18 protein-coding genes and 1 pseudogene are annotated in these 16,331 nt (G+C 68.2%); 11 read left to right on the top strand and 8 right to left on the bottom strand.

The features are described 5' to 3' along the window. Nucleotides 1-225 precede the first annotated feature (225 nt). The 7 genes from rfbB to ACO6VK_RS02205 all read left to right on the top strand — a co-directional run bounded on the left by rfbB (nt 226) and on the right by ACO6VK_RS02205 (nt 5,740). On the top strand, nt 226-1,281 hold the full coding sequence (gene rfbB, locus ACO6VK_RS02235) for a dTDP-glucose 4,6-dehydratase (RefSeq protein WP_422505253.1): 1,056 nt from the start codon (nt 226-228) through the stop codon (nt 1,279-1,281). A gap of 32 nt (nt 1,282-1,313) precedes the next feature. After that, nucleotides 1,314-2,201, top strand: coding sequence for a glucose-1-phosphate thymidylyltransferase RfbA (gene rfbA / locus ACO6VK_RS02230; RefSeq protein ID WP_422505252.1), 888 nt, complete (start codon nt 1,314-1,316; stop codon nt 2,199-2,201). Next, nucleotides 2,198-2,755 (top strand): dTDP-4-dehydrorhamnose 3,5-epimerase, encoded by a 558-nt coding sequence (gene rfbC / locus ACO6VK_RS02225; RefSeq protein WP_422505251.1) that lies wholly within the window; start codon nt 2,198-2,200, stop codon nt 2,753-2,755. Before rfbA ends, rfbC begins: the two co-directional genes overlap by 4 nt. Then, nucleotides 2,752-3,651, top strand: a complete 900-nt coding sequence (rfbD, locus tag ACO6VK_RS02220) for a dTDP-4-dehydrorhamnose reductase (RefSeq protein WP_422505250.1) — start codon at nt 2,752-2,754, stop codon at nt 3,649-3,651. The genes rfbC and rfbD overlap by 4 nt, the downstream gene beginning before the upstream one ends. Nucleotides 3,652-3,727: 76 nt before the next feature. Next, the gene (locus ACO6VK_RS02215; RefSeq protein WP_422505249.1) at nt 3,728-4,462 is read left to right on the top strand and encodes a CoA transferase subunit A; all 735 of its coding nucleotides are present in this window, start codon (nt 3,728-3,730) and stop codon (nt 4,460-4,462) included. Between the two features lies 1 nt (nt 4,463). After that, nucleotides 4,464-5,096: a CoA transferase subunit B gene (locus ACO6VK_RS02210; protein ID WP_422505248.1), complete on the top strand. Its 633-nt coding sequence runs from the start codon at nt 4,464-4,466 to the stop codon at nt 5,094-5,096. A 62-nt stretch (nt 5,097-5,158) separates the two neighbouring features. Then, nucleotides 5,159-5,740, top strand: coding sequence for an alpha-ketoglutarate-dependent dioxygenase AlkB family protein (locus ACO6VK_RS02205; protein ID WP_422505247.1), 582 nt, complete (start codon nt 5,159-5,161; stop codon nt 5,738-5,740). 48 nt (nt 5,741-5,788) lie between these two features. Here the strand turns inward: ACO6VK_RS02205 and ACO6VK_RS02200 are convergent, their stop codons facing one another. The 4 genes from ACO6VK_RS02200 to ACO6VK_RS02185 are packed head-to-tail and all read right to left on the bottom strand — an operon-like array spanning nt 5,789 to nt 9,341. Beyond that, nucleotides 5,789-6,421, bottom strand: a complete 633-nt coding sequence (locus ACO6VK_RS02200; protein WP_422505246.1) for an ABC-type transport auxiliary lipoprotein family protein — start codon at nt 6,419-6,421, stop codon at nt 5,789-5,791. Further along, nucleotides 6,418-7,344 carry an MlaD family protein gene (locus ACO6VK_RS02195; protein WP_017354688.1) on the bottom strand — a complete coding sequence of 309 codons (927 nt, stop codon included), beginning with the start codon at nt 7,342-7,344 and terminating at the stop codon, nt 6,418-6,420. The genes ACO6VK_RS02200 and ACO6VK_RS02195 overlap by 4 nt, the downstream gene beginning before the upstream one ends. A gap of 29 nt (nt 7,345-7,373) precedes the next feature. Beyond that, nucleotides 7,374-8,225 (bottom strand): ABC transporter ATP-binding protein, encoded by an 852-nt coding sequence (locus ACO6VK_RS02190; RefSeq protein ID WP_422505245.1) that lies wholly within the window; start codon nt 8,223-8,225, stop codon nt 7,374-7,376. A 3-nt stretch (nt 8,226-8,228) separates the two neighbouring features. Then, complete coding sequence (locus ACO6VK_RS02185) at nt 8,229-9,341, bottom strand: MlaE family lipid ABC transporter permease subunit (RefSeq protein ID WP_422505244.1); 1,113 nt, start codon at nt 9,339-9,341, stop codon at nt 8,229-8,231. Between the two features lie 148 nt (nt 9,342-9,489). Here ACO6VK_RS02185 and ACO6VK_RS02180 point away from each other — a divergent pair, with 148 nt between their 5' ends. Further along, nucleotides 9,490-10,749 carry a threonine/serine ThrE exporter family protein gene (locus ACO6VK_RS02180; RefSeq protein WP_422505243.1) on the top strand — a complete coding sequence of 420 codons (1,260 nt, stop codon included), beginning with the start codon at nt 9,490-9,492 and terminating at the stop codon, nt 10,747-10,749. Nucleotides 10,750-10,824: 75 nt separating this feature from the next. Here ACO6VK_RS02180 and ACO6VK_RS02175 read toward each other — a convergent pair. The 3 genes and pseudogenes from ACO6VK_RS02175 to ACO6VK_RS02165 all read right to left on the bottom strand — a co-directional run. Next, nucleotides 10,825-11,196: pseudogene (locus tag ACO6VK_RS02175) on the bottom strand (H-NS family nucleoid-associated regulatory protein); the annotation flags it as partial. A 153-nt stretch (nt 11,197-11,349) separates the two neighbouring features. Continuing rightward, nucleotides 11,350-13,041: a proline--tRNA ligase gene (locus ACO6VK_RS02170; protein WP_422505242.1), complete on the bottom strand. Its 1,692-nt coding sequence runs from the start codon at nt 13,039-13,041 to the stop codon at nt 11,350-11,352. 138 nt (nt 13,042-13,179) lie between these two features. Then, a complete protein-coding gene (locus ACO6VK_RS02165; protein WP_422505241.1) occupies nt 13,180-13,560 on the bottom strand; it encodes a DUF4124 domain-containing protein in 381 nt (126 codons plus the stop codon). Between the two features lie 112 nt (nt 13,561-13,672). On the opposite strand from ACO6VK_RS02165, the gene pssA reads away from it, so the two are divergent. Genes pssA through rimI form a run of 3 tightly spaced genes read left to right on the top strand, consistent with a single transcriptional unit; the run spans nt 13,673 to nt 15,431 of the window. Continuing rightward, the gene (gene pssA / locus ACO6VK_RS02160) at nt 13,673-14,452 is read left to right on the top strand and encodes a CDP-diacylglycerol--serine O-phosphatidyltransferase (RefSeq protein WP_422505240.1); all 780 of its coding nucleotides are present in this window, start codon (nt 13,673-13,675) and stop codon (nt 14,450-14,452) included. After that, nucleotides 14,449-14,937 carry a hypothetical protein gene (locus ACO6VK_RS02155; RefSeq protein ID WP_422505239.1) on the top strand — a complete coding sequence of 163 codons (489 nt, stop codon included), beginning with the start codon at nt 14,449-14,451 and terminating at the stop codon, nt 14,935-14,937. The genes pssA and ACO6VK_RS02155 overlap by 4 nt, the downstream gene beginning before the upstream one ends. After that, nucleotides 14,934-15,431 carry a ribosomal protein S18-alanine N-acetyltransferase gene (rimI, locus tag ACO6VK_RS02150; protein WP_422505238.1) on the top strand — a complete coding sequence of 166 codons (498 nt, stop codon included), beginning with the start codon at nt 14,934-14,936 and terminating at the stop codon, nt 15,429-15,431. The genes ACO6VK_RS02155 and rimI overlap by 4 nt, the downstream gene beginning before the upstream one ends. A gap of 7 nt (nt 15,432-15,438) precedes the next feature. Here the strand turns inward: rimI and ACO6VK_RS02145 are convergent, their stop codons facing one another. After that, on the bottom strand, nt 15,439-16,263 hold the full coding sequence (locus ACO6VK_RS02145) for an EamA family transporter (protein WP_422505237.1): 825 nt from the start codon (nt 16,261-16,263) through the stop codon (nt 15,439-15,441). Nucleotides 16,264-16,331 lie beyond the last annotated feature (68 nt).

Here is a 16,331-nt window from a genome sequence, read left to right as displayed (position 1 = left end):
CCTTGGAACAGCAACCGGTTCGGGGGTGGGACCTGGATTCTAACTGCCTGCGCGGCACCATGCGAATGCGTATGGTGATGCCGCAATGCAGCAGAAAAAGCGGCGCGTGCCGCTGGCGTTCACCTGCGGCAGGCAGTCGTGAAGGCGGGTGCAATGTATGCTGTGCCGCTGTGCCGGGGCGGCCCACCTACCCGCCCGGGACGTAACCGAACAGGAGAACGGGTAGTGCCCACTTGGCTTGTAACCGGCGGAGCCGGCTTCATTGGCGGTAATTTTGTACTGGAGGCGGTCGCCAAAGGCGTGCGCGTCATCAATCTTGATGCGCTGACCTACGCGGGCAACCTGAAGACCCTGTCCTCGCTGGAGGGCAATGCCAACCATCTGTTCGTCGAAGGTGACATCGGCGACCAGGCGCTGGTTGCCCGCCTGCTGGCCGAGCATCAGCCCGACGCGGTGCTGAATTTCGCGGCCGAAAGCCACGTGGATCGTTCCATCGACGGTCCTGGCGCATTCATCCAGACCAACGTGGTCGGCACGCTGGGGTTGCTTGAGGCGGTACGCGACTACTGGAAGGCGCTGCCGGCAGAGCAGGGCGCGGCGTTCCGCTTCCTGCACGTGTCCACCGATGAGGTGTACGGCACCCTGGGCGAGACCGGGAAGTTCAGCGAAACCACTCCGTATGCCCCGAACTCGCCGTACTCGGCGTCCAAGGCGGCCTCGGACCACCTGGTGCGTGCGTTCCACCACACCTACGGGTTGCCGGTGCTGACCACCAACTGCTCCAACAATTACGGCCCGTACCACTTCCCCGAGAAGCTCATCCCGCTGGTGATCGCCAAGGCGCTGGCCGGCGAACCCCTGCCGGTGTACGGCGACGGCAGGCAGGTGCGCGACTGGCTGTTCGTGTCCGACCACTGCGAGGCGATCCGCACCGTGCTGGCCAAGGGCCAGGTCGGCGAGACCTACAACGTGGGCGGCAATTCGGAGAAGGAGAACATCGAGGTGGTGCATGCGATCTGCGCGCTGCTCGATGCACGTCGTCCGCGCGAGGATGGCCAGCCGCGCAGCAGCCAGGTCACCTACGTGGCCGACCGCCCGGGCCATGACCGCCGCTATGCGATCGATGCCTCCAAGCTGAAGGATCAGTTGGGCTGGGAGCCGAAGTACACCTTCGAGCAGGGTATCGCCTTCACCGTGGACTGGTACCTGGACAACCAGGCATGGGTCAACGGCGTGCTCGACGGCAGCTACCGTCTGCAGCGCATCGGCACCGCCGCCTGACCGGCGGCGATCACCAGACACAGGACAACCGCATGACGCAACGCAAGGGCATCATTCTCGCCGGTGGCTCAGGCACCCGTCTCTATCCGATCACCAAGGGCGTCAGCAAACAGCTGCTGCCGGTGTACGACAAGCCGATGATCTACTACCCGCTCAGCGTGCTGATGCTGGCCGGGATACGCGACGTGCTGATCATCAACACGCCGCATGAGCAGGCCTTGTTCCAGGCATTGCTGGGCGACGGTTCGCAGTGGGGCATGAACATCGAGTACGCCGTGCAGCCGAGCCCGGACGGGCTGGCGCAGGCGTACCTGATCGGCCGCGACTTCATCGGTGGAAAGCCGAGCTGCCTGGTGCTGGGTGACAACATCTTCCACGGCCACGGCTTGGGGCAGATGCTGCGCAGCGCCGACGCGCGGCAGCACGGAGCGACGGTCTTCGGCTACTGGGTCAATGACCCGGAACGATATGGTGTGGCCGAGTTCGACAGCGCCGGCAAGGTCGTGGATCTGGTCGAGAAGCCGGAGAAGCCGCGCTCGAACTACGCTGTCACCGGCCTGTACTTCTACGACGGCAATGCCAGCGACTACGCCGCCGACCTCAAGCCGTCGCCGCGCGGCGAGCTGGAGATCACCGACCTCAACCAGCGTTACCTGCGCGAAGGCCAGTTGCACCTGGAAGCGCTCGGTCGTGGCTATGCGTGGCTGGACACCGGTACGCACCAGTCGTTGCTGGAGGCGTCCAACTTCATTGAGACCATCCAGACCCGACAGGGCCTGCAGGTGTGCTGCCCGGAAGAAATCGCGTTCGGTCAGGGCTGGATCAATGCCGAGCAGCTGGAAGCGCTGGCGGCACCATTGATCAAGAACGGCTACGGGCAGTACCTGCACAAGCTGGTGCAGCGAGGATCGGTGCCGTGAAAATCATCGACACCTTGCTGCCGGGCTGCAAGGTAATCGAGCCGAGTGTGTTCGGCGATGACCGCGGGTTTTTCTTCGAGACCTGGAATGCCGAGCGCTTTGCCGCGCACGACCTTCCGGGCGGTTTCGTCCAGAGCAACGTCTCCTCTTCTTCACGAGGTGTCCTGCGCGGCCTGCACTACCAGTGGCCGCGACCGCAGGGCAAGCTGGTGACCGTGCTGCAGGGGGAGGTGTACGACGTGGCGGTCGACATCCGCCGGGCGTCGCCCACCTTCGGGCGCTGGGAGGCCTTCATCCTCAGCGCCGAGAACCGTCGTCAGCTGTGGATACCGCCGGGGTTCGCCCACGGCTTTGCCGTGTTGTCCGAAATGGCGTTGTTCAATTACCTGTGCACCGATGTGTACGTCAAAGAGGCCGATGCGGCGATCCGCTGGAACGATGCCGATCTGGCCGTGGACTGGCCGGTCAGCGCGCCGTCGTTGTCGCCCAAGGATGAGCAGGCGCCGTTCCTGAAGGACATCGCCCCCGACCGGTTGCCGGTCTACGTGGCATGACCGTGCTGGTGCTGGGCGGCAATGGCCAGCTCGGGCGGGAACTGCTGCGCGCGCTGGCGCCGCTGGGCCCGGTGATCGCCACCACCCGCAGCGGGCGGCTCGCCGATGGGACGGTCTGCGAGGTGGCCGATCTGGATCGGCCGGCATCGCTGCCGTCGTTGCTGGATCGCCTGCGGCCCTCGGTGGTGGTCAACGCGGCCGCCTATACCGCCGTCGACCGGGCTGAGCAGGAACCGGATGCCGCGCGCCGGGCCAACACCGACGCCCCTGCGGCCATCGCGCGCTGGTGCGCGCAGCACGATGTCCCCGTGGTGCACTACTCGACCGACTACGTGTTCGACGGGCGCTCGCGCGTGCCGTACCGGGAGGACGCCCCGACCGCGCCGCTCAACGTGTATGGGATGACCAAGCGCGACGGCGAGGACGCCATCCGGGCCGCCGGCGGCCGTCACCTGATCTTCCGCACCGCCTGGGTGTACGCCCCGCACGGCGCCAACTTCCTGCGCACCATGCTGCGCGTGGGCGCCGAGCGTGATGTGCTGCGCGTGGTTGCCGACCAGATCGGTACGCCCACGCCGGCGGCGCTGATCGCCGAGGTCACCGCGCGCGCGCTGCACCCTGCCGGTGGCCTGTCCGGCACATGGCACCTGACCGCCACGGGCGAGACCAGCTGGCACGGCTTTGCCGAGGCGATCTTCGCCGCCGCCGTGGCCCGTGGCGTGCTGCCGCGTGCGCCGCGCGTGGAGGCGATCACCACTGCCGAGTACCCCACGCCTGCGCCCCGGCCCGCCTACTCGCACCTGGACGTATCGCGTCTGCAAGCCGATTTCGGTCTGGTTCTGCCGTCCTGGCAGGACGGCCTTGCGCAGGTGATGGCGCAGTTCCCCGCGCGCTGAACGCGCTGCAGCGCGGCAGGGAAAACAGTGTCCAACCGCTACAATGCGCCCTTACATCAACGAGGTGAGGGCGTAGATGAGCAAGTCCCCAGACACCGCCACGCGGCGCGGCAAGCAGTACGCCAGCGCTGCCGAGGCACTGCAGGGCGTGATCGCCGATGGCCAGACCCTGGCGGTCGGCGGTTTCGGCCTGTGCGGCATTCCCGAGGCGCTGATCGCCGCACTGCGCGACACCGGGGCCAAGGGCCTGACGGTGATCTCCAACAATGCCGGCGTGGATGGCTTCGGCCTGGGCCAGCTGCTGGAAACCCGCCAGATCCAGAAAATGATCTCGTCCTACGTGGGCGAGAACAAGGAGTTCGAGCGGCAGTTCCTGGCCGGTGAGCTGGAACTGGAGTTCAACCCGCAGGGCACCCTGGCCGAGCGCCTGCGCGCCGGTGGTGCGGGCATTCCCGCGTTCTTCACCGCGACCGGGTACGGCACCGTGGTGGCCGAGGGCAAGGAAACCCGCGAGTTCGACGGCAAGCACTACGTGATGGAAACCGCGCTGCGCGCCGACGTGGCGCTGGTCAAGGCGTGGAAGGCCGACGAGGCCGGCAACCTGGTGTTCCGCAAGACCGCGCGCAATTTCAACCCGGCCTGTGCGATGGCCGGCAAGCTGTGCATCGTCGAAGTGGAGGAGGTGGTGCCGGTGGGCAGCATCGATCCGGACCAGGTCCACCTGCCCGGCATCTACGTGCACCGCATCGTGCACAACCCGCATCCCGAGAAGCGTATCGAACAGCGCACCATCCGTGCGGAGGGCAACTGACATGGCATGGACCCGCGATGAAATGGCGGCCCGCGCCGCCGGCGAACTGACCGATGGCGCCTACGTCAACCTGGGTATCGGCCTGCCGACCCTGGTCGCCAACCATATTCCCGACGGCGTGGATGTGTGGCTGCAGTCCGAGAACGGCCTGCTCGGCATCGGTCCGTTCCCGACCGACGCCGAGGTGGATGCCGACCTGATCAATGCCGGCAAGCAGACCGTCACCGCGCGTGCCGGTGCCAGCTACTTCGGCAGCCACGACAGCTTCGCGATGATCCGTGGCGGCCACATCAACCTGGCCATCCTCGGCGCGATGCAGGTCACCGACAAGGGCGACCTGGCCAACTGGATGGTGCCCGGCAAGATGGTCAAGGGCATGGGCGGGGCGATGGACCTGGTGGCCGGCGTGCAGCGCGTGGTGGTGCTGATGGAGCACACCGCAAAGAACGGCGAGCACAAGATCCTGCCGGACTGCACCCTGCCGCTGACCGGCGTGGGCGTGGTCGACCGCATCATCACCGACCTGGCCGTGTTCGACGTGACCGACGATGGCCTGGTGCTCGTGGAAGCCGCCCCTGGCGTGGGCGTGGACGAACTGAAGGAAAAAACCGGCGTGGCGTTCGTCCAGGCCTGAGCGAACCGGAGGTGCATCGCAGCGTCCCGTCCGCGGGCGCTGCGGTGGCCCTGAGGGAGTGCATGGATCTCCACCTTCCCGATGCCCGGGTGCACTGGCACCGCCACTGGCTGGCCGCCCCGGAGGCCGATGCGTTGCAGCGCCAACTGCGCGAGGAGGTGCCGTGGGAGGTTCACCGCATCCGCCTGTTCGGGCGCCAGGTCGATTCGCCGCGGCTGAGCTGCTGGATGGGCGATCCGGCGGCGCGCTACCGCTACTCCGGCACGGACTTCGTGCCGGCGCCCTGGCATGCGGCGCTGCTGCCGCTGAGCGAGCGGCTGGCCGCGCTGTGCGGCACCGGATTCAACAGCGTGCTGCTCAACCGCTACCGCGATGGTGACGACGGCATGGGCTGGCACAGCGACAACGAGGCCGAACTGGGGCCCACGCCGTTGATCGCGTCACTGAGCCTGGGCGCCGAGCGGCGCTTTCTGCTGCGCCGTCGCGACGATCATGGCCGCAAGGCCGAGGTGACGCTGGGGCACGGCGATCTGCTGCTGATGGGCGGGCAGACCCAGCGTCATTACCAGCATGCATTGCCCAAAAGCACACGGCCGCTGGCCGAGCGCATCAACCTGACCTTCCGCTGGATCGCGCCTTCCTGACGGCCACGCGCCGGGGCTGGCCGCGTGGCGATGGCGCACCGCGTGAGGTTACCGCTGGTGGTCGGCCTGGCCGGTGGTCAGCGTCCAGCCCACCACCTCGGTGGTGAACGCCTGCAGGCTCTGCTCGATGGCCTGGGCGACGTCGGCCACCGCGGTGCTGCCAACCGGACGCTCCTGGCGGAAGGTGCGATCGGCCACCACCCGCTGGTCGACCACGTGGATCAGCTTGGCGTTGATCTCCAGCAGGGCGGTCGGGGTGGCCTGGCCGCGGTAGTCGGCCTCGAAACGGCGCACGTCCAGGGCCAGTTTGTAGTCGGCGCGGATGCCGGTGGTGGCGCGGGCCACGCCGCCGATCCGGCCGGAATCCTCGAAGCCGCGCACCAGCGCGTCATCGACCATGTCGGTGGCCGGCTGCGCCCAGCTCACGCCCTTGTACACCTCCAGCTCGGAGGGCGAGGGGCGTACGTTGATGCGCGGGCTGTCGACCACGCGCGCGGCGGTGGGCTTGACCAGGATCAGCTGCCAGTCCACGCGCGGCCAGGCCGGATCGGGCTGGATGCGCACCACCGGCGAGTAGATGGTCACGGCGCTGCGCTCGCTGCTGCCCAGCAGCGAGCAGCCGCCCAGCAGGGTCATCAGGGCAACGGGCAACAGGGTGCGGAGCAGGGTCGGGCGGCTCATTTGGGTTCGAACTCCTTGGGCGCGTCGTGGCCCAGCAGATAGCGTGCCGGATTGTTGTCGAGGCGGTCGCTGACCCGGCGCAGGTCACGGATCAGGCCGCGCAGCTCGGTCAGGGTCGGGCCGAGCTGGGCCAGGCCGTCGTTGGCGAAGCTGTTGATCGCCGCGCGGTTCTCGCCCAGGATCGAATCGGCGTTGCCGGCGGCCGAATCCAGCTTGGTCAGCGTGGTTTCCAGCTTGTCCAGGATCGGCGGCAGCTGCTGCACCAGATTGGTGTCCAGGCGCTGGATGGTGCCGTTGGTGGTCTTGAGCGTGGTGTCCAGGCTGCGCGCGGCATCGCGCGCACTGAGCAGCAGCGCCTGGGTGCCCTGGTCGCGGTCGGCCAGGCCGCCGCTGATGGTTTCCAGGTTGGCCAGGGTGGCGTTGATGCTGGCCACGTTGCGGTCGCTCAACACCTGGTCCATGCGTTCGACGATGCGGTTGGCCACGTCGGTGATGTTCTGCAGCGCCGACGGGGTGGTCGGAATGATCGGCGCGGGGTCCTTGTTGACCACCGTGAGCGGCTGCGCCTGCGGGGTGCCGCCGCTGAGCTGGATGATCGACGGCCCGGTCAGGCTGGTGATCGCCAGCTTGGCGCGGGTGTCGGTCTTGACCGGCGTGTTGGAGTTCAGGCGGATCCGGGCCACCACCTGGCGCGGGTCGTCGGGCACCAGGTTCAGTTCGGTGATCGAGCCGACCGCGATGCCGTTGTACTGCACCGGGCTGCCGACCGACAGGCCGGTCACTGCCTCGCGGAACACCACCCGGTATTCGGTCCAGGTACGGTCGGAGGAGTACTTGGCGGCCCACAGGCCGAACGCCAGCAGCGCCAGTCCCACCACCAGGGTGAAAGCGCCGATCAGTACGTAGTTGGCTTTGGTTTCCATGCGTCAGGTACCCGGAAAAGTGCGGTTCATCAGGGGGTGGTCGCCGTCGCGTCGCGATCGGGCGGTGGCGGCACGGCCGCGCGCGCGGCGCGGGCACGCGGCCCGTGGAAGTATTCCTGGATCCACGGATGGTCCAGCTGCTCGATCTCGTGCAGCGGTGCGTTGGCCACCACTTTGCGGTCGGCCAGCACCGCCACCCGGTCGCAGATGGCATACAGCGTGTCCAGGTCGTGCGTGATCAGGAACACGGTCAGGCCCAGTGCTTCCTGCAGGGTTTTGATCAGGCGGTCGAAGGCGGCCGCGCCGATCGGGTCCAGCCCGGCGGTGGGTTCGTCCAGGAACAGCAGCGGCGGGTCCAGCGCCAACGCGCGGGCCAGACCGGCGCGCTTGCGCATGCCGCCGGACAGCTGCGAGGGCAGCTTGTTGATCGCGTCGGCGGGCAGACCGGCCAGTTTGACCTTCAGCAGCGCCAGTTCGTAATGCCAGCGGTCCGGCAGTTCGCGATGGTGCTCCTTCAGCGGCACCTGCACGTTCTCGCCCACGGTCAGCGAGGAGAACAGCGCGCCGTCCTGGAACAGCACGCCGGTGTTGCGCTCGATGTGCAGGCGGTCGGCCGGATCACCGGAGCGCGCATCCACGCCGAGCACCTCGATGCGGCCTTCGTCGGGCGTACGCAGGCCCAGGATGCTGCGCATCAGCACCGACTTGCCGGTGCCCGAGCCGCCGACCACGCCGAGGATCTCGCCGCGCCGCACGTCCAGGTCCAGCCCGTCGTGCACCACCTGGCTGCCGAAGCGGTTGGTGAGCCCACGCACGCGGATGGCCAGGCCCGCGTCGTCGCAGGTGGTGTCGTCGGTGGCCGGGGCAGTGTCGGTCTGCATCGCTTACCAACCCATTTTCATGAACCACAACGCGGCGAACGCGTCGAGGATGATCACCAGGGAAATGGCCTGCACCACGCTGGAGGTGGTGCGCTCGCCGACCGACTGGGCGGTGCCTTCCACCTTCAGGCCTTCCAGGCAGCCGATCAGGCCGATCACCAGCGCGAACACCGGCGCCTTGGACAGGCCCACCAGCATGTTGCGCACTTCCATCGTCTCGTGCATGCGCGCGATGTACATCTGCGGCGGAATGCCCAGGTCGAACGCGCCCACGGTAATGCCGCCGGCCAGACCGGCGGCCATCGCGATGAAGGTCAGCAGCGGCAGGGTGATCAGCAGCGCCACCAGGCGCGGCAGCACCAGCAGATCGATCGGGTCCAGGCCGAGCGTTTTCATCGCGTCGATTTCTTCGCGCGCCTTCATCGCGCCGATCTGCGCGGTGAAGGCGCTGGCGGTGCGGCCGGCCAGCACGATGGCGGTGAGCAGGACCGCGAACTCGCGCAGGAAGGCGATGGAGACCAGTTCCACCACGTAGATCTCCGCGCCGAAGTCGCGCAGGATCGTCGAACCGAGGAAGGCGATCACCGCACCGACCAGGTACGACAGCAGCGCCACCAGCGGCACCGCGTCCAGCCCGACCTGTTCCATCTGCGCCACGGTGGCGGTGAGACGGAACCGGCGCGGCTCCTTGATCAGGCGCGCGCCCTTGACCAGGTTCTCGCCGAGGAAGCTGGCCAGCGCCACGATGTTGTGGCCCATGCCATGCACGCTGACGCCCAGCCGTTCCAGCGCGGCCAGCACGCCGAAGTCGCGCTTGGCGCGCGGCCGGTCGTCGGCGACTTCCTCGATGGTGCACACCAGCGCCTGGTGTTCCTCGCGGAAGATCAGCACATCCTCGGCCAGGTCGGCACGATGGGCCACACGCAGGACCTGCAGCACGCCGGCCGAATCGAGCTGGGTGATGCCGCTGGCATCGATGCCGGTCACCTTTTCGGGCGCCTGGCGCAGCACGTCGGCCGCCGCCAGCGCGGTGCGCAACGTCCATTGGCCGGACAACCGGATCAGGCCGGGGTCCTGGGCATCCTGCTCGAGATGGGGGGCTTGGGATGAAGTCATGGGGTCGTCCTGCACGCAGCATACCTTGTCCGAGTGCAAGGCTAGAGCGCGTGATGTGGTGCGCCGGCGTGCGTCCACCGCCGCGCGCTGCAGGGCACGGCGAGGTCGGATGTTCTGCCGGGGCATGGTTCAGGTAATACTACGACGCATGTCCGCCGATGCCGCCGCCATTCCCACCCCCCAGGCCACCTACGCACAGCGGGTGGCGTTCGTCTCGGAGATCGCCGGGCGCCTGCACAGCTATGGCACCACCGCGCAGCGGCTGGAAGCGGCCGTGGTGGCGCTGGCGCAGCGGCTCGACCTGGATTGCGAACCGTGGTCGAACCCGACCGGGTTGATCCTGAGTTTCAGCGACCCGACCAAGGCGATCGGCTCGTCGGACATCACCCGCGTGATCCGGCTGGCACCGGGCGAAAACGACCTGCATAAACTCAGCATTGCCGACCAGATCACCGATGCGGTCGCCAATGGCACGATGAGCATCGCCCAGGGCCATACCGCCCTGCGCCAGCTCGACAAGGACCCCGGTCGCCGCGGCAAGATCCGCATGATCCTGTCCTACAGCCTTGGCGCGGCCGGCGTGGCCGGGCTGTGGAAACTGCCGTGGCTGGATATCGCCACCGCCGGCGTGATCGGGCTGCTGATCGGCCTGATGACGCTGTATACCGACCGTCGCCCCGCCAGCCGCGAAGCCAGCGAGGCGCTGGCGGCGCTGCTGGCCGGCACGGTGGCCGCGCTGGTGGCCTCGTTCATCGGGCCGCTCAACCTCAATACGGTGATCATCGCCTCGCTGGTGGTGATGCTGCCCGGCATGTCGCTGACCAATGCGGTCAACGAGCTGGCCAGCCAGCACTGGGTATCGGGCACCGCGCGGTTTGCCGGTGCGATCACCACCATTCTCAAATTGACCGTGGGCGCGGTGATCGCGGTGACCCTGTCCGGCATCATCGGCCTGGAGCCGCACGTGCGCGCGTCGCGCCCCCAGGACGACTGGGTGGAATGGAGCGCGCTGCTGGTGGCCGCGTTCGCCTTCGCGATGCTGTTCAAGGCCAATCGCCGCGATTATCCCTGGGTGATGGCCGCCTCGGTGGCCGGGTATGCCATTTCCAAATTCGCCGGCCAGGCGTGGGGCCTGCCGGCCGGTATTTTCATGTCGGCGATGCTGATGACGGCAGCGGGCAATCTGTTCGGCCGGCTGGTGCAGCGCCCCGGTGCGATCATCCGCCTGCCCGGCATCATCATGCTGGTGCCCGGCAGCACCAGTCTGCGCGGCGTGCTCACCCTGGTGCAGCAGCAGGACATGAGCGCCGGCCAGACCGTGCTGATGACCGTGCTCAACGTAGTGATGGCGCTGGTGGCGGGCCTGCTGTTCGGCAACCTGCTGATTCCGGCGCGCAAGAATCTCTGAGCGGGCAGTGCCGCAGCGGAAAACAAAAACGCCGGCCCAGGGCCGGCGTTTTCAATCGTGGACGGGCCGCGATTACTTCTTGATCAGGAAATCTTCCGGCTTCTTGCCCTTGGCGGTATGCGCGGCCAGCCAGCGCGGCTGCTTGCCACGGCCGGTCCAGGTTTCCTTCGGATTGGCCGGGTTGCGGTACTTCGGCGCCACCTTGCCCAGCTTGCGCACGGCCTTCTTGGCCGGTGCCGTGGCGGCCTTGGCGGCGCGACCACGTGCCGGCGCGGCGCCACCGAACAGCTCTTCCACCGAATAACCCTGCGCCTTGGCGAGCTTGGTCAGCTGCGCACGCACCTTGCTGATGGCCGGCCGCTTGGCGACGATGGTCTGCTGCTTCTTCGCATTCTTGATCAGGGCGCCCAGCTCTTTGGCGGACAGGCCACTCAGGTCAATGCTCATTTACTACTCCGGAATATATATAAGGACAGGGTGAGCCGGTCCTTGGCATCGACAACAGCATACATTCCCGGAAGTCCACGGTACAAACCCGGGGGAATAATCAATCACATCGTAAAACAGGAAAGCCGGGATATTGCACCCGGCTTTCTGTCATCACGCGGTCAAGGTCGCCATCAGTGCCGACCGGTCCAGGTGCTGCGCCTCGGTGGCGCGGCGTGCCCGGTACTCGTAGGTGCCTGCGGCAAGGCCGCGGTCGGAGACCACCACGCGGTGCGGGACGCCGATCAGTTCCATGTCGGCAAACATTGCGCCCGGGCGCAGGCCGCGATCGTCGAGTGCGGCATCCAGCCCGGCGGCCTGCAGCTCGGCGAGCAGCTCGGCGGCAGCGGCGGCGATGGTCTCGTCCTGCTTGGGGTTGATCACGCACACCACCACCTGCCACGGCGCCATCGCGTCGGGCCAGATAATGCCGGCGTCATCATGGTTCTGCTCGATCGCTGCGGCGACGATGCGCGAGATACCCACGCCATAGCAGCCCATCGCCATCACCGCCGCCTTGCCGTTCTCATCCAGCACGGTGGCGTTGAGCGCCTGCGCATACTGGCGGCCGAGCTGGAAGACGTGACCCACTTCGATGCCGCGGGCGATTTTCAGCTCGCCACCATCGGCGGCGCGGTCGCCTTCCTTCGCGTTGCGGATATCGGCCACGTCCGGTTCGGGCAGATCACGGCCCCAGTTGACGCCGGCAAGATGGGCACCGGTTTCATTGGCGCCGATCACGAAGTCGGCCAGGGCGGCGACGTCGCGGTCGGCGACGATGCGCACCGGCTGTGCCGGGCCGAGCGGCCCGAGGAAGCCGGGTTCGCTGCCCAGGTGCGTGGCGATCTCCGCCTCGCTGGCCATGCGGTAGCCCTGCAGGCCGGGCACCTTGGCCAGCTTGATCTCGTTGACGTCGTGGTCGCCGCGCACCAGCGCGAGCACGAAGCCCGCTTCGCTCATGATCGCCACCGACTTGACCGTGCGCTCCAGGCCCAGACCGAGCAGCGCGGCCACGGCCTCGCAGGTCTTCTGCGTGGGCGTATCGACCTTGCGCAGGGCTTCGCTGGCGGCGGGGCGCGGGCCGGGGGCGGCGGCCACGGCCGCTTCCATGTTGGCCGCGTAGTCCGAGCCGGTGGAGAACACCAGCGCGTCTTCGCCGGAGTCGGCGATGACGTGGAACTCCTGCGAGGCGTCGCCGCCGATCGCACCGGAATCGGCCTGCACCATGCGGAAATCCAGGCCCAGGCGGGTGAAGATGCGGCTGTAGGCCGCCTTCATGTTTTCGTATTCGCGCACCAGGCACTCATCGTGCAGGTGGAAGGAGTAGGCATCCTTCATCAGGAATTCGCGCGCGCGCATCACGCCGAAACGCGGGCGGATCTCATCGCGGAACTTGGTCTGGATCTGGTAGAAATTGACCGGCAGCTGCTTGTAGCTGGACAGCTCCTGGCGCGCGAAATCGGCCGCGGCCTCTTCGGCGGTGGGGCTGTAGCAGAACACCTGCTCCTTGCGGTCCTTGATCTTGAGCAGCTGCGGACCGAACTTTTCCCAACGGCCGGTGGCTTCCCACAGTTCCTTGGGCTGGATGGTCGGAATCTGGAACTCGACCGCGCCGGCACGGTCCATTTCCTCGCGCACGATGCGTTCGACCTTGCGCAGCACGCGCAGGCCCAGCGGCGACCAGGTGTACAGCCCCGAGGCCAGCTTGCGGATCATGCCCGCGCGCAGCATCAGGCGGTGGCTGGTGAGCTCCGCGTCGCTGGGTGTTTCCTTGGTGGTGTGCAGGTGGAACTGGGAGAGGCGCATCGTCGGCTTCGCTGAACGGCGGAAAGCCTACATTCTGCCAGTCCCGCCCCAATCGACCAACGGTCCGCTGGGACGGGGCCGCCCGGACGGCGGGCCCGGTGGCGGCGGTCTGCGTGGGCGGCGATGGCCCCGGCCGGCTCAGCCGGTGGGTTTGCAGTAGGCCTTGATGGCTGCTTCGGCCAGGGCTTTCTGTGCCCCGCGCTGTTCGTCGTTCAGGGCGGTCTCGGCCTTGCCGTCGCCATCGGTGTCCTGCATCACCGCGCCCTGGCCGTTGAGCAGGGTCAGGTTGCTGCGGGCGGTGCTGCAGTCGGCCGACTCGGCGGCGGGGGCCGCGGCCTTGGCGGTCGGCGCGGCCGGGTCGCGGTTCTGCACCTGGCGCGTCTCGAAGGTCTTGCCGGCCGGCGGCTTCTCCGAATACTGGGTCACGCCGTTGGCGTCCTTCCACTTGTAGACGGTACCGGCACTGGCCGTGGCGCTGGCGAGCAGCAGCAGGCAGCACAGAGAGGGCAGGGCACGCATGGCAACTCCGGGCATCAGGGCAGGTGCGCGATTGCAGCATCCCGGTGGCGCGCTGGCAAGCCGGGCCGCCCGCACTGCCCCAAAGGCCGCCACACCCACTAAACTGGCCGGCATGGATCAGATGAAACCCCCGCCGCGCAACCGCAGCATCTACCTGCTGCCGAACCTGTTCACCACCGCAGGCCTGTTCGCCGGCTTCTACGCGATCATCGCCGCGGCCAACGGTGATTTCGTCAACGCCGCCATCGCCGTGTTCGTGGCCGCCGTCATGGATGGCCTGGACGGCCGGGTCGCGCGCCTGACCGGCACCAGCAGCGAATTCGGGGTGCAATACGACTCGCTGGCCGATCTGGTCAGCTTCGGCATGGCCCCGGCCCTGGTGATGTACCACTGGTCGCTGTCCTGGCTGAAGTTCGACGACCCGGTGATGGGCCGGGTCGGCTGGGCGGTCGCCTTCCTGTATGCCGCCTGCGCGGCGCTGCGCCTGGCCCGCTTCAATACCCAGGTCACGGTGGTCGACAAGCGCTGGTTCATCGGCCTGGCCAGCCCGGCCGCGGCCGGCCTGATGATGTCCTTCGTCTGGGCCTTTGCCGACGGCAACCTCGGCTGGGACGGCAACCAGCTGCGCTACGTGGCGCTCGGGGTGACCCTGGTGGCCGCCCTGCTGATGGTCAGCCGGATCCGCTTCTGGAGCTTCAAGGGCAGTGGCGAGAAGGGCCCGCGCGCCGACCGCGTGCCGTTCCTGGCGCTGGCCCTGGTGCCGATCGTCATCGCCATCATGGTCATCGACCTGCCGCGCGTGCTGTTCGCGGTGGGCGTGCTGTACGCCCTGTCCGGCCCGGTGTACTGGCTGTGGCAGCGCACCCGCAAGACGGCCGAGCCGGGCGCGTGAGTTCGCCGGTGCTGCCACCGCTGTGGTCCCCGGCGCAGCAGTCGTGGCTGCAGGCGATGGGCTGCACCGTGTTCGTGGATGGCAGCATCCCGCCGGAGCCGGTGGTATCGCCGGTGGCGCAGATCGAGGTGAGCGCGGCGCCGGTGGTGGCGCGTGCACCGGCGGCACCGGATACCCGGCCTGACGCCGCCCCGGTCGCCGCCGCGGTGGCCGCGCCGGCCGACGCACCGGTCCGGCGTACCGCCCCGGTCGCGGCCGACGCACCCACGGCGCCGGCACGTACGCGCGGCGGCCGCCGCCCGGCGGTGCAGATGCCCGACCGCCTGCAGATCGCCCTGCTGCGCGCCTCCGGCTGCAACCCCAATGCGCCGGAAACCCAGACCCTGATGGCCGGTTGGGCACTGGACGAACTGCGCGGCAACCCGGCCGCCAAGCGCGCGCTGTGGCCGCAGCTGCGCGCCCTGCGCCGGCAGGGCCGGCCGTGAGCGCGGTCAGCTCACCGCGGCCGTTGTCGTTGCGCGCGCTGCGTGAGAGCGATCTCAACGCGGTGATGGCGATCGAGGTACGCGGGTACCCCTATCCGTGGACCCGCGGCATTTTCCAGGACTGCCTGCGCGCCGGTTACCCGGCTCTGGCGCTGGAGGAAGATGGCCTGCTGATGGGCTATGGCGTGCTGAGCATCGCTGCTGATGAGGCGCATGTGCTCAACGTCTGCGTGGACCCTCTGTGCCAGTCGCGCGGGCATGGCCGCTTCCTGCTGCGGGCGCTGGTCACGCTGGCGCGCGACCACGGCGCGCACCGGGTGTTCCTGGAGGTGCGTCCGTCCAACACCCCGGCGCTGGCGCTGTACCACAGTGAAGGATTCAACGAGATCGGCCGCCGGCCGCGCTACTACCCGGCCCGCGATGGGCGCGAGGACGCGCTGGTGATGGCGATGGAACTGGTCGGCGACGACATCCAGACGATGCCGCCGCTGTAGGCGGGAATCACGCGATCCGCAGCACCGCCGCGCCCAGCACGATCACCCCCGCAGCGATCCAGCGCTGGCGGTCGACCCGCTCGCGCAGCACGAACGCGGAGATCAGGATGCCGAACAGGATCGAGGTTTCGCGCAGTGCCGAGATCATCGCCACCGGCGCGATGGTCATCGCCCACAGGGCAAGCGCGTAGGACGTCAGCGTGCCGGCACCGCCGACCACGCCATAGCGCCAGTTGCGCCGTGCGTAGGCCCGCAGCGCCGCCGCGCGCGTGCACAGCGCCCAGATCGGCAGGGGCAGCCCGGACAGCAGGAACAGCCACAGGGTGTAGCTCAACGCGGCACCGGACTGGCGCGCGCCCCACGCATCGACCAGCGTATAGGTGGCGATGACGCCGGCATTGAGCAGCGGCAGCCACAGGTGCTGGCGCGACTGGCCGCGGGTCATGGTGAGGATGCCCAGGCAGATCAGGGCGATGCCCGCCCAGGCCAGCGGCGGCAGCGGCTCGCCGACCACGAAGGTGCCGACCAGCGCCACCAGGATCGGTGCGCAGCCCCTCATCAGCGGATACGACGCGCTCATGTCCGTGACCCGGTAGGTGCGGGCCACCAGCACGTAGTAGGTCACCTGCAGCAGTGTCGATGCCGCCAGCCACGGCCAGCTCACGCGGGCGGGCGCCGGCAGGAAGGGCAGGGCAAGGGCGGCGATCACGGCCGCCGAGCCGGTCACCAGAATCGTGGTCAGCAGCGTGTCGCTGCCGCGTTTGACGATGGCGTTCCAGCTGGCATGCAGGGCGGCGGCAAACACCACCACCAGAAAAATGGTCAGCGACATCGTGTCGGTACGCGCTCCGTATCAGAGCGCCCATGATGCCAGCCGTGCCGGGGATGCGCGGACGCATC

Origin of the sequence: Stenotrophomonas sp. GZD-301 (assembly GCF_049310345.1) — a bacterium.
Classification (GTDB): Bacteria; Pseudomonadota; Gammaproteobacteria; order Xanthomonadales; family Xanthomonadaceae; genus Stenotrophomonas.
This window is presented reverse-complemented; position numbering and strand designations above follow the sequence as displayed.

Coding starts and splice junctions, on each gene's coding strand:
- rfbA (WP_422505252.1), top strand. CDS start 1,314: ATGACGCAACGCAAGGGCATCATTCTCGCCGGTGGCTCAGGCACCCGT.
- rfbD (WP_422505250.1), top strand. CDS start 2,752: ATGACCGTGCTGGTGCTGGGCGGCAATGGCCAGCTCGGGCGGGAACTG.
- ACO6VK_RS02215 (WP_422505249.1), top strand. CDS start 3,728: ATGAGCAAGTCCCCAGACACCGCCACGCGGCGCGGCAAGCAGTACGCC.
- ACO6VK_RS02210 (WP_422505248.1), top strand. CDS start 4,464: ATGGCATGGACCCGCGATGAAATGGCGGCCCGCGCCGCCGGCGAACTG.
- ACO6VK_RS02205 (WP_422505247.1), top strand. CDS start 5,159: ATGGATCTCCACCTTCCCGATGCCCGGGTGCACTGGCACCGCCACTGG.
- ACO6VK_RS02200 (WP_422505246.1), bottom strand. CDS start 6,421: ATGAGCCGCCCGACCCTGCTCCGCACCCTGTTGCCCGTTGCCCTGATG.
- ACO6VK_RS02195 (WP_017354688.1), bottom strand. CDS start 7,344: ATGGAAACCAAAGCCAACTACGTACTGATCGGCGCTTTCACCCTGGTG.
- ACO6VK_RS02190 (WP_422505245.1), bottom strand. CDS start 8,225: ATGCAGACCGACACTGCCCCGGCCACCGACGACACCACCTGCGACGAC.
- ACO6VK_RS02185 (WP_422505244.1), bottom strand. CDS start 9,341: ATGACTTCATCCCAAGCCCCCCATCTCGAGCAGGATGCCCAGGACCCC.
- ACO6VK_RS02180 (WP_422505243.1), top strand. CDS start 9,490: ATGTCCGCCGATGCCGCCGCCATTCCCACCCCCCAGGCCACCTACGCA.
- ACO6VK_RS02170 (WP_422505242.1), bottom strand. CDS start 13,041: ATGCGCCTCTCCCAGTTCCACCTGCACACCACCAAGGAAACACCCAGC.
- ACO6VK_RS02165 (WP_422505241.1), bottom strand. CDS start 13,560: ATGCGTGCCCTGCCCTCTCTGTGCTGCCTGCTGCTGCTCGCCAGCGCC.
- pssA (WP_422505240.1), top strand. CDS start 13,673: ATGGATCAGATGAAACCCCCGCCGCGCAACCGCAGCATCTACCTGCTG.
- ACO6VK_RS02145 (WP_422505237.1), bottom strand. CDS start 16,263: ATGTCGCTGACCATTTTTCTGGTGGTGGTGTTTGCCGCCGCCCTGCAT.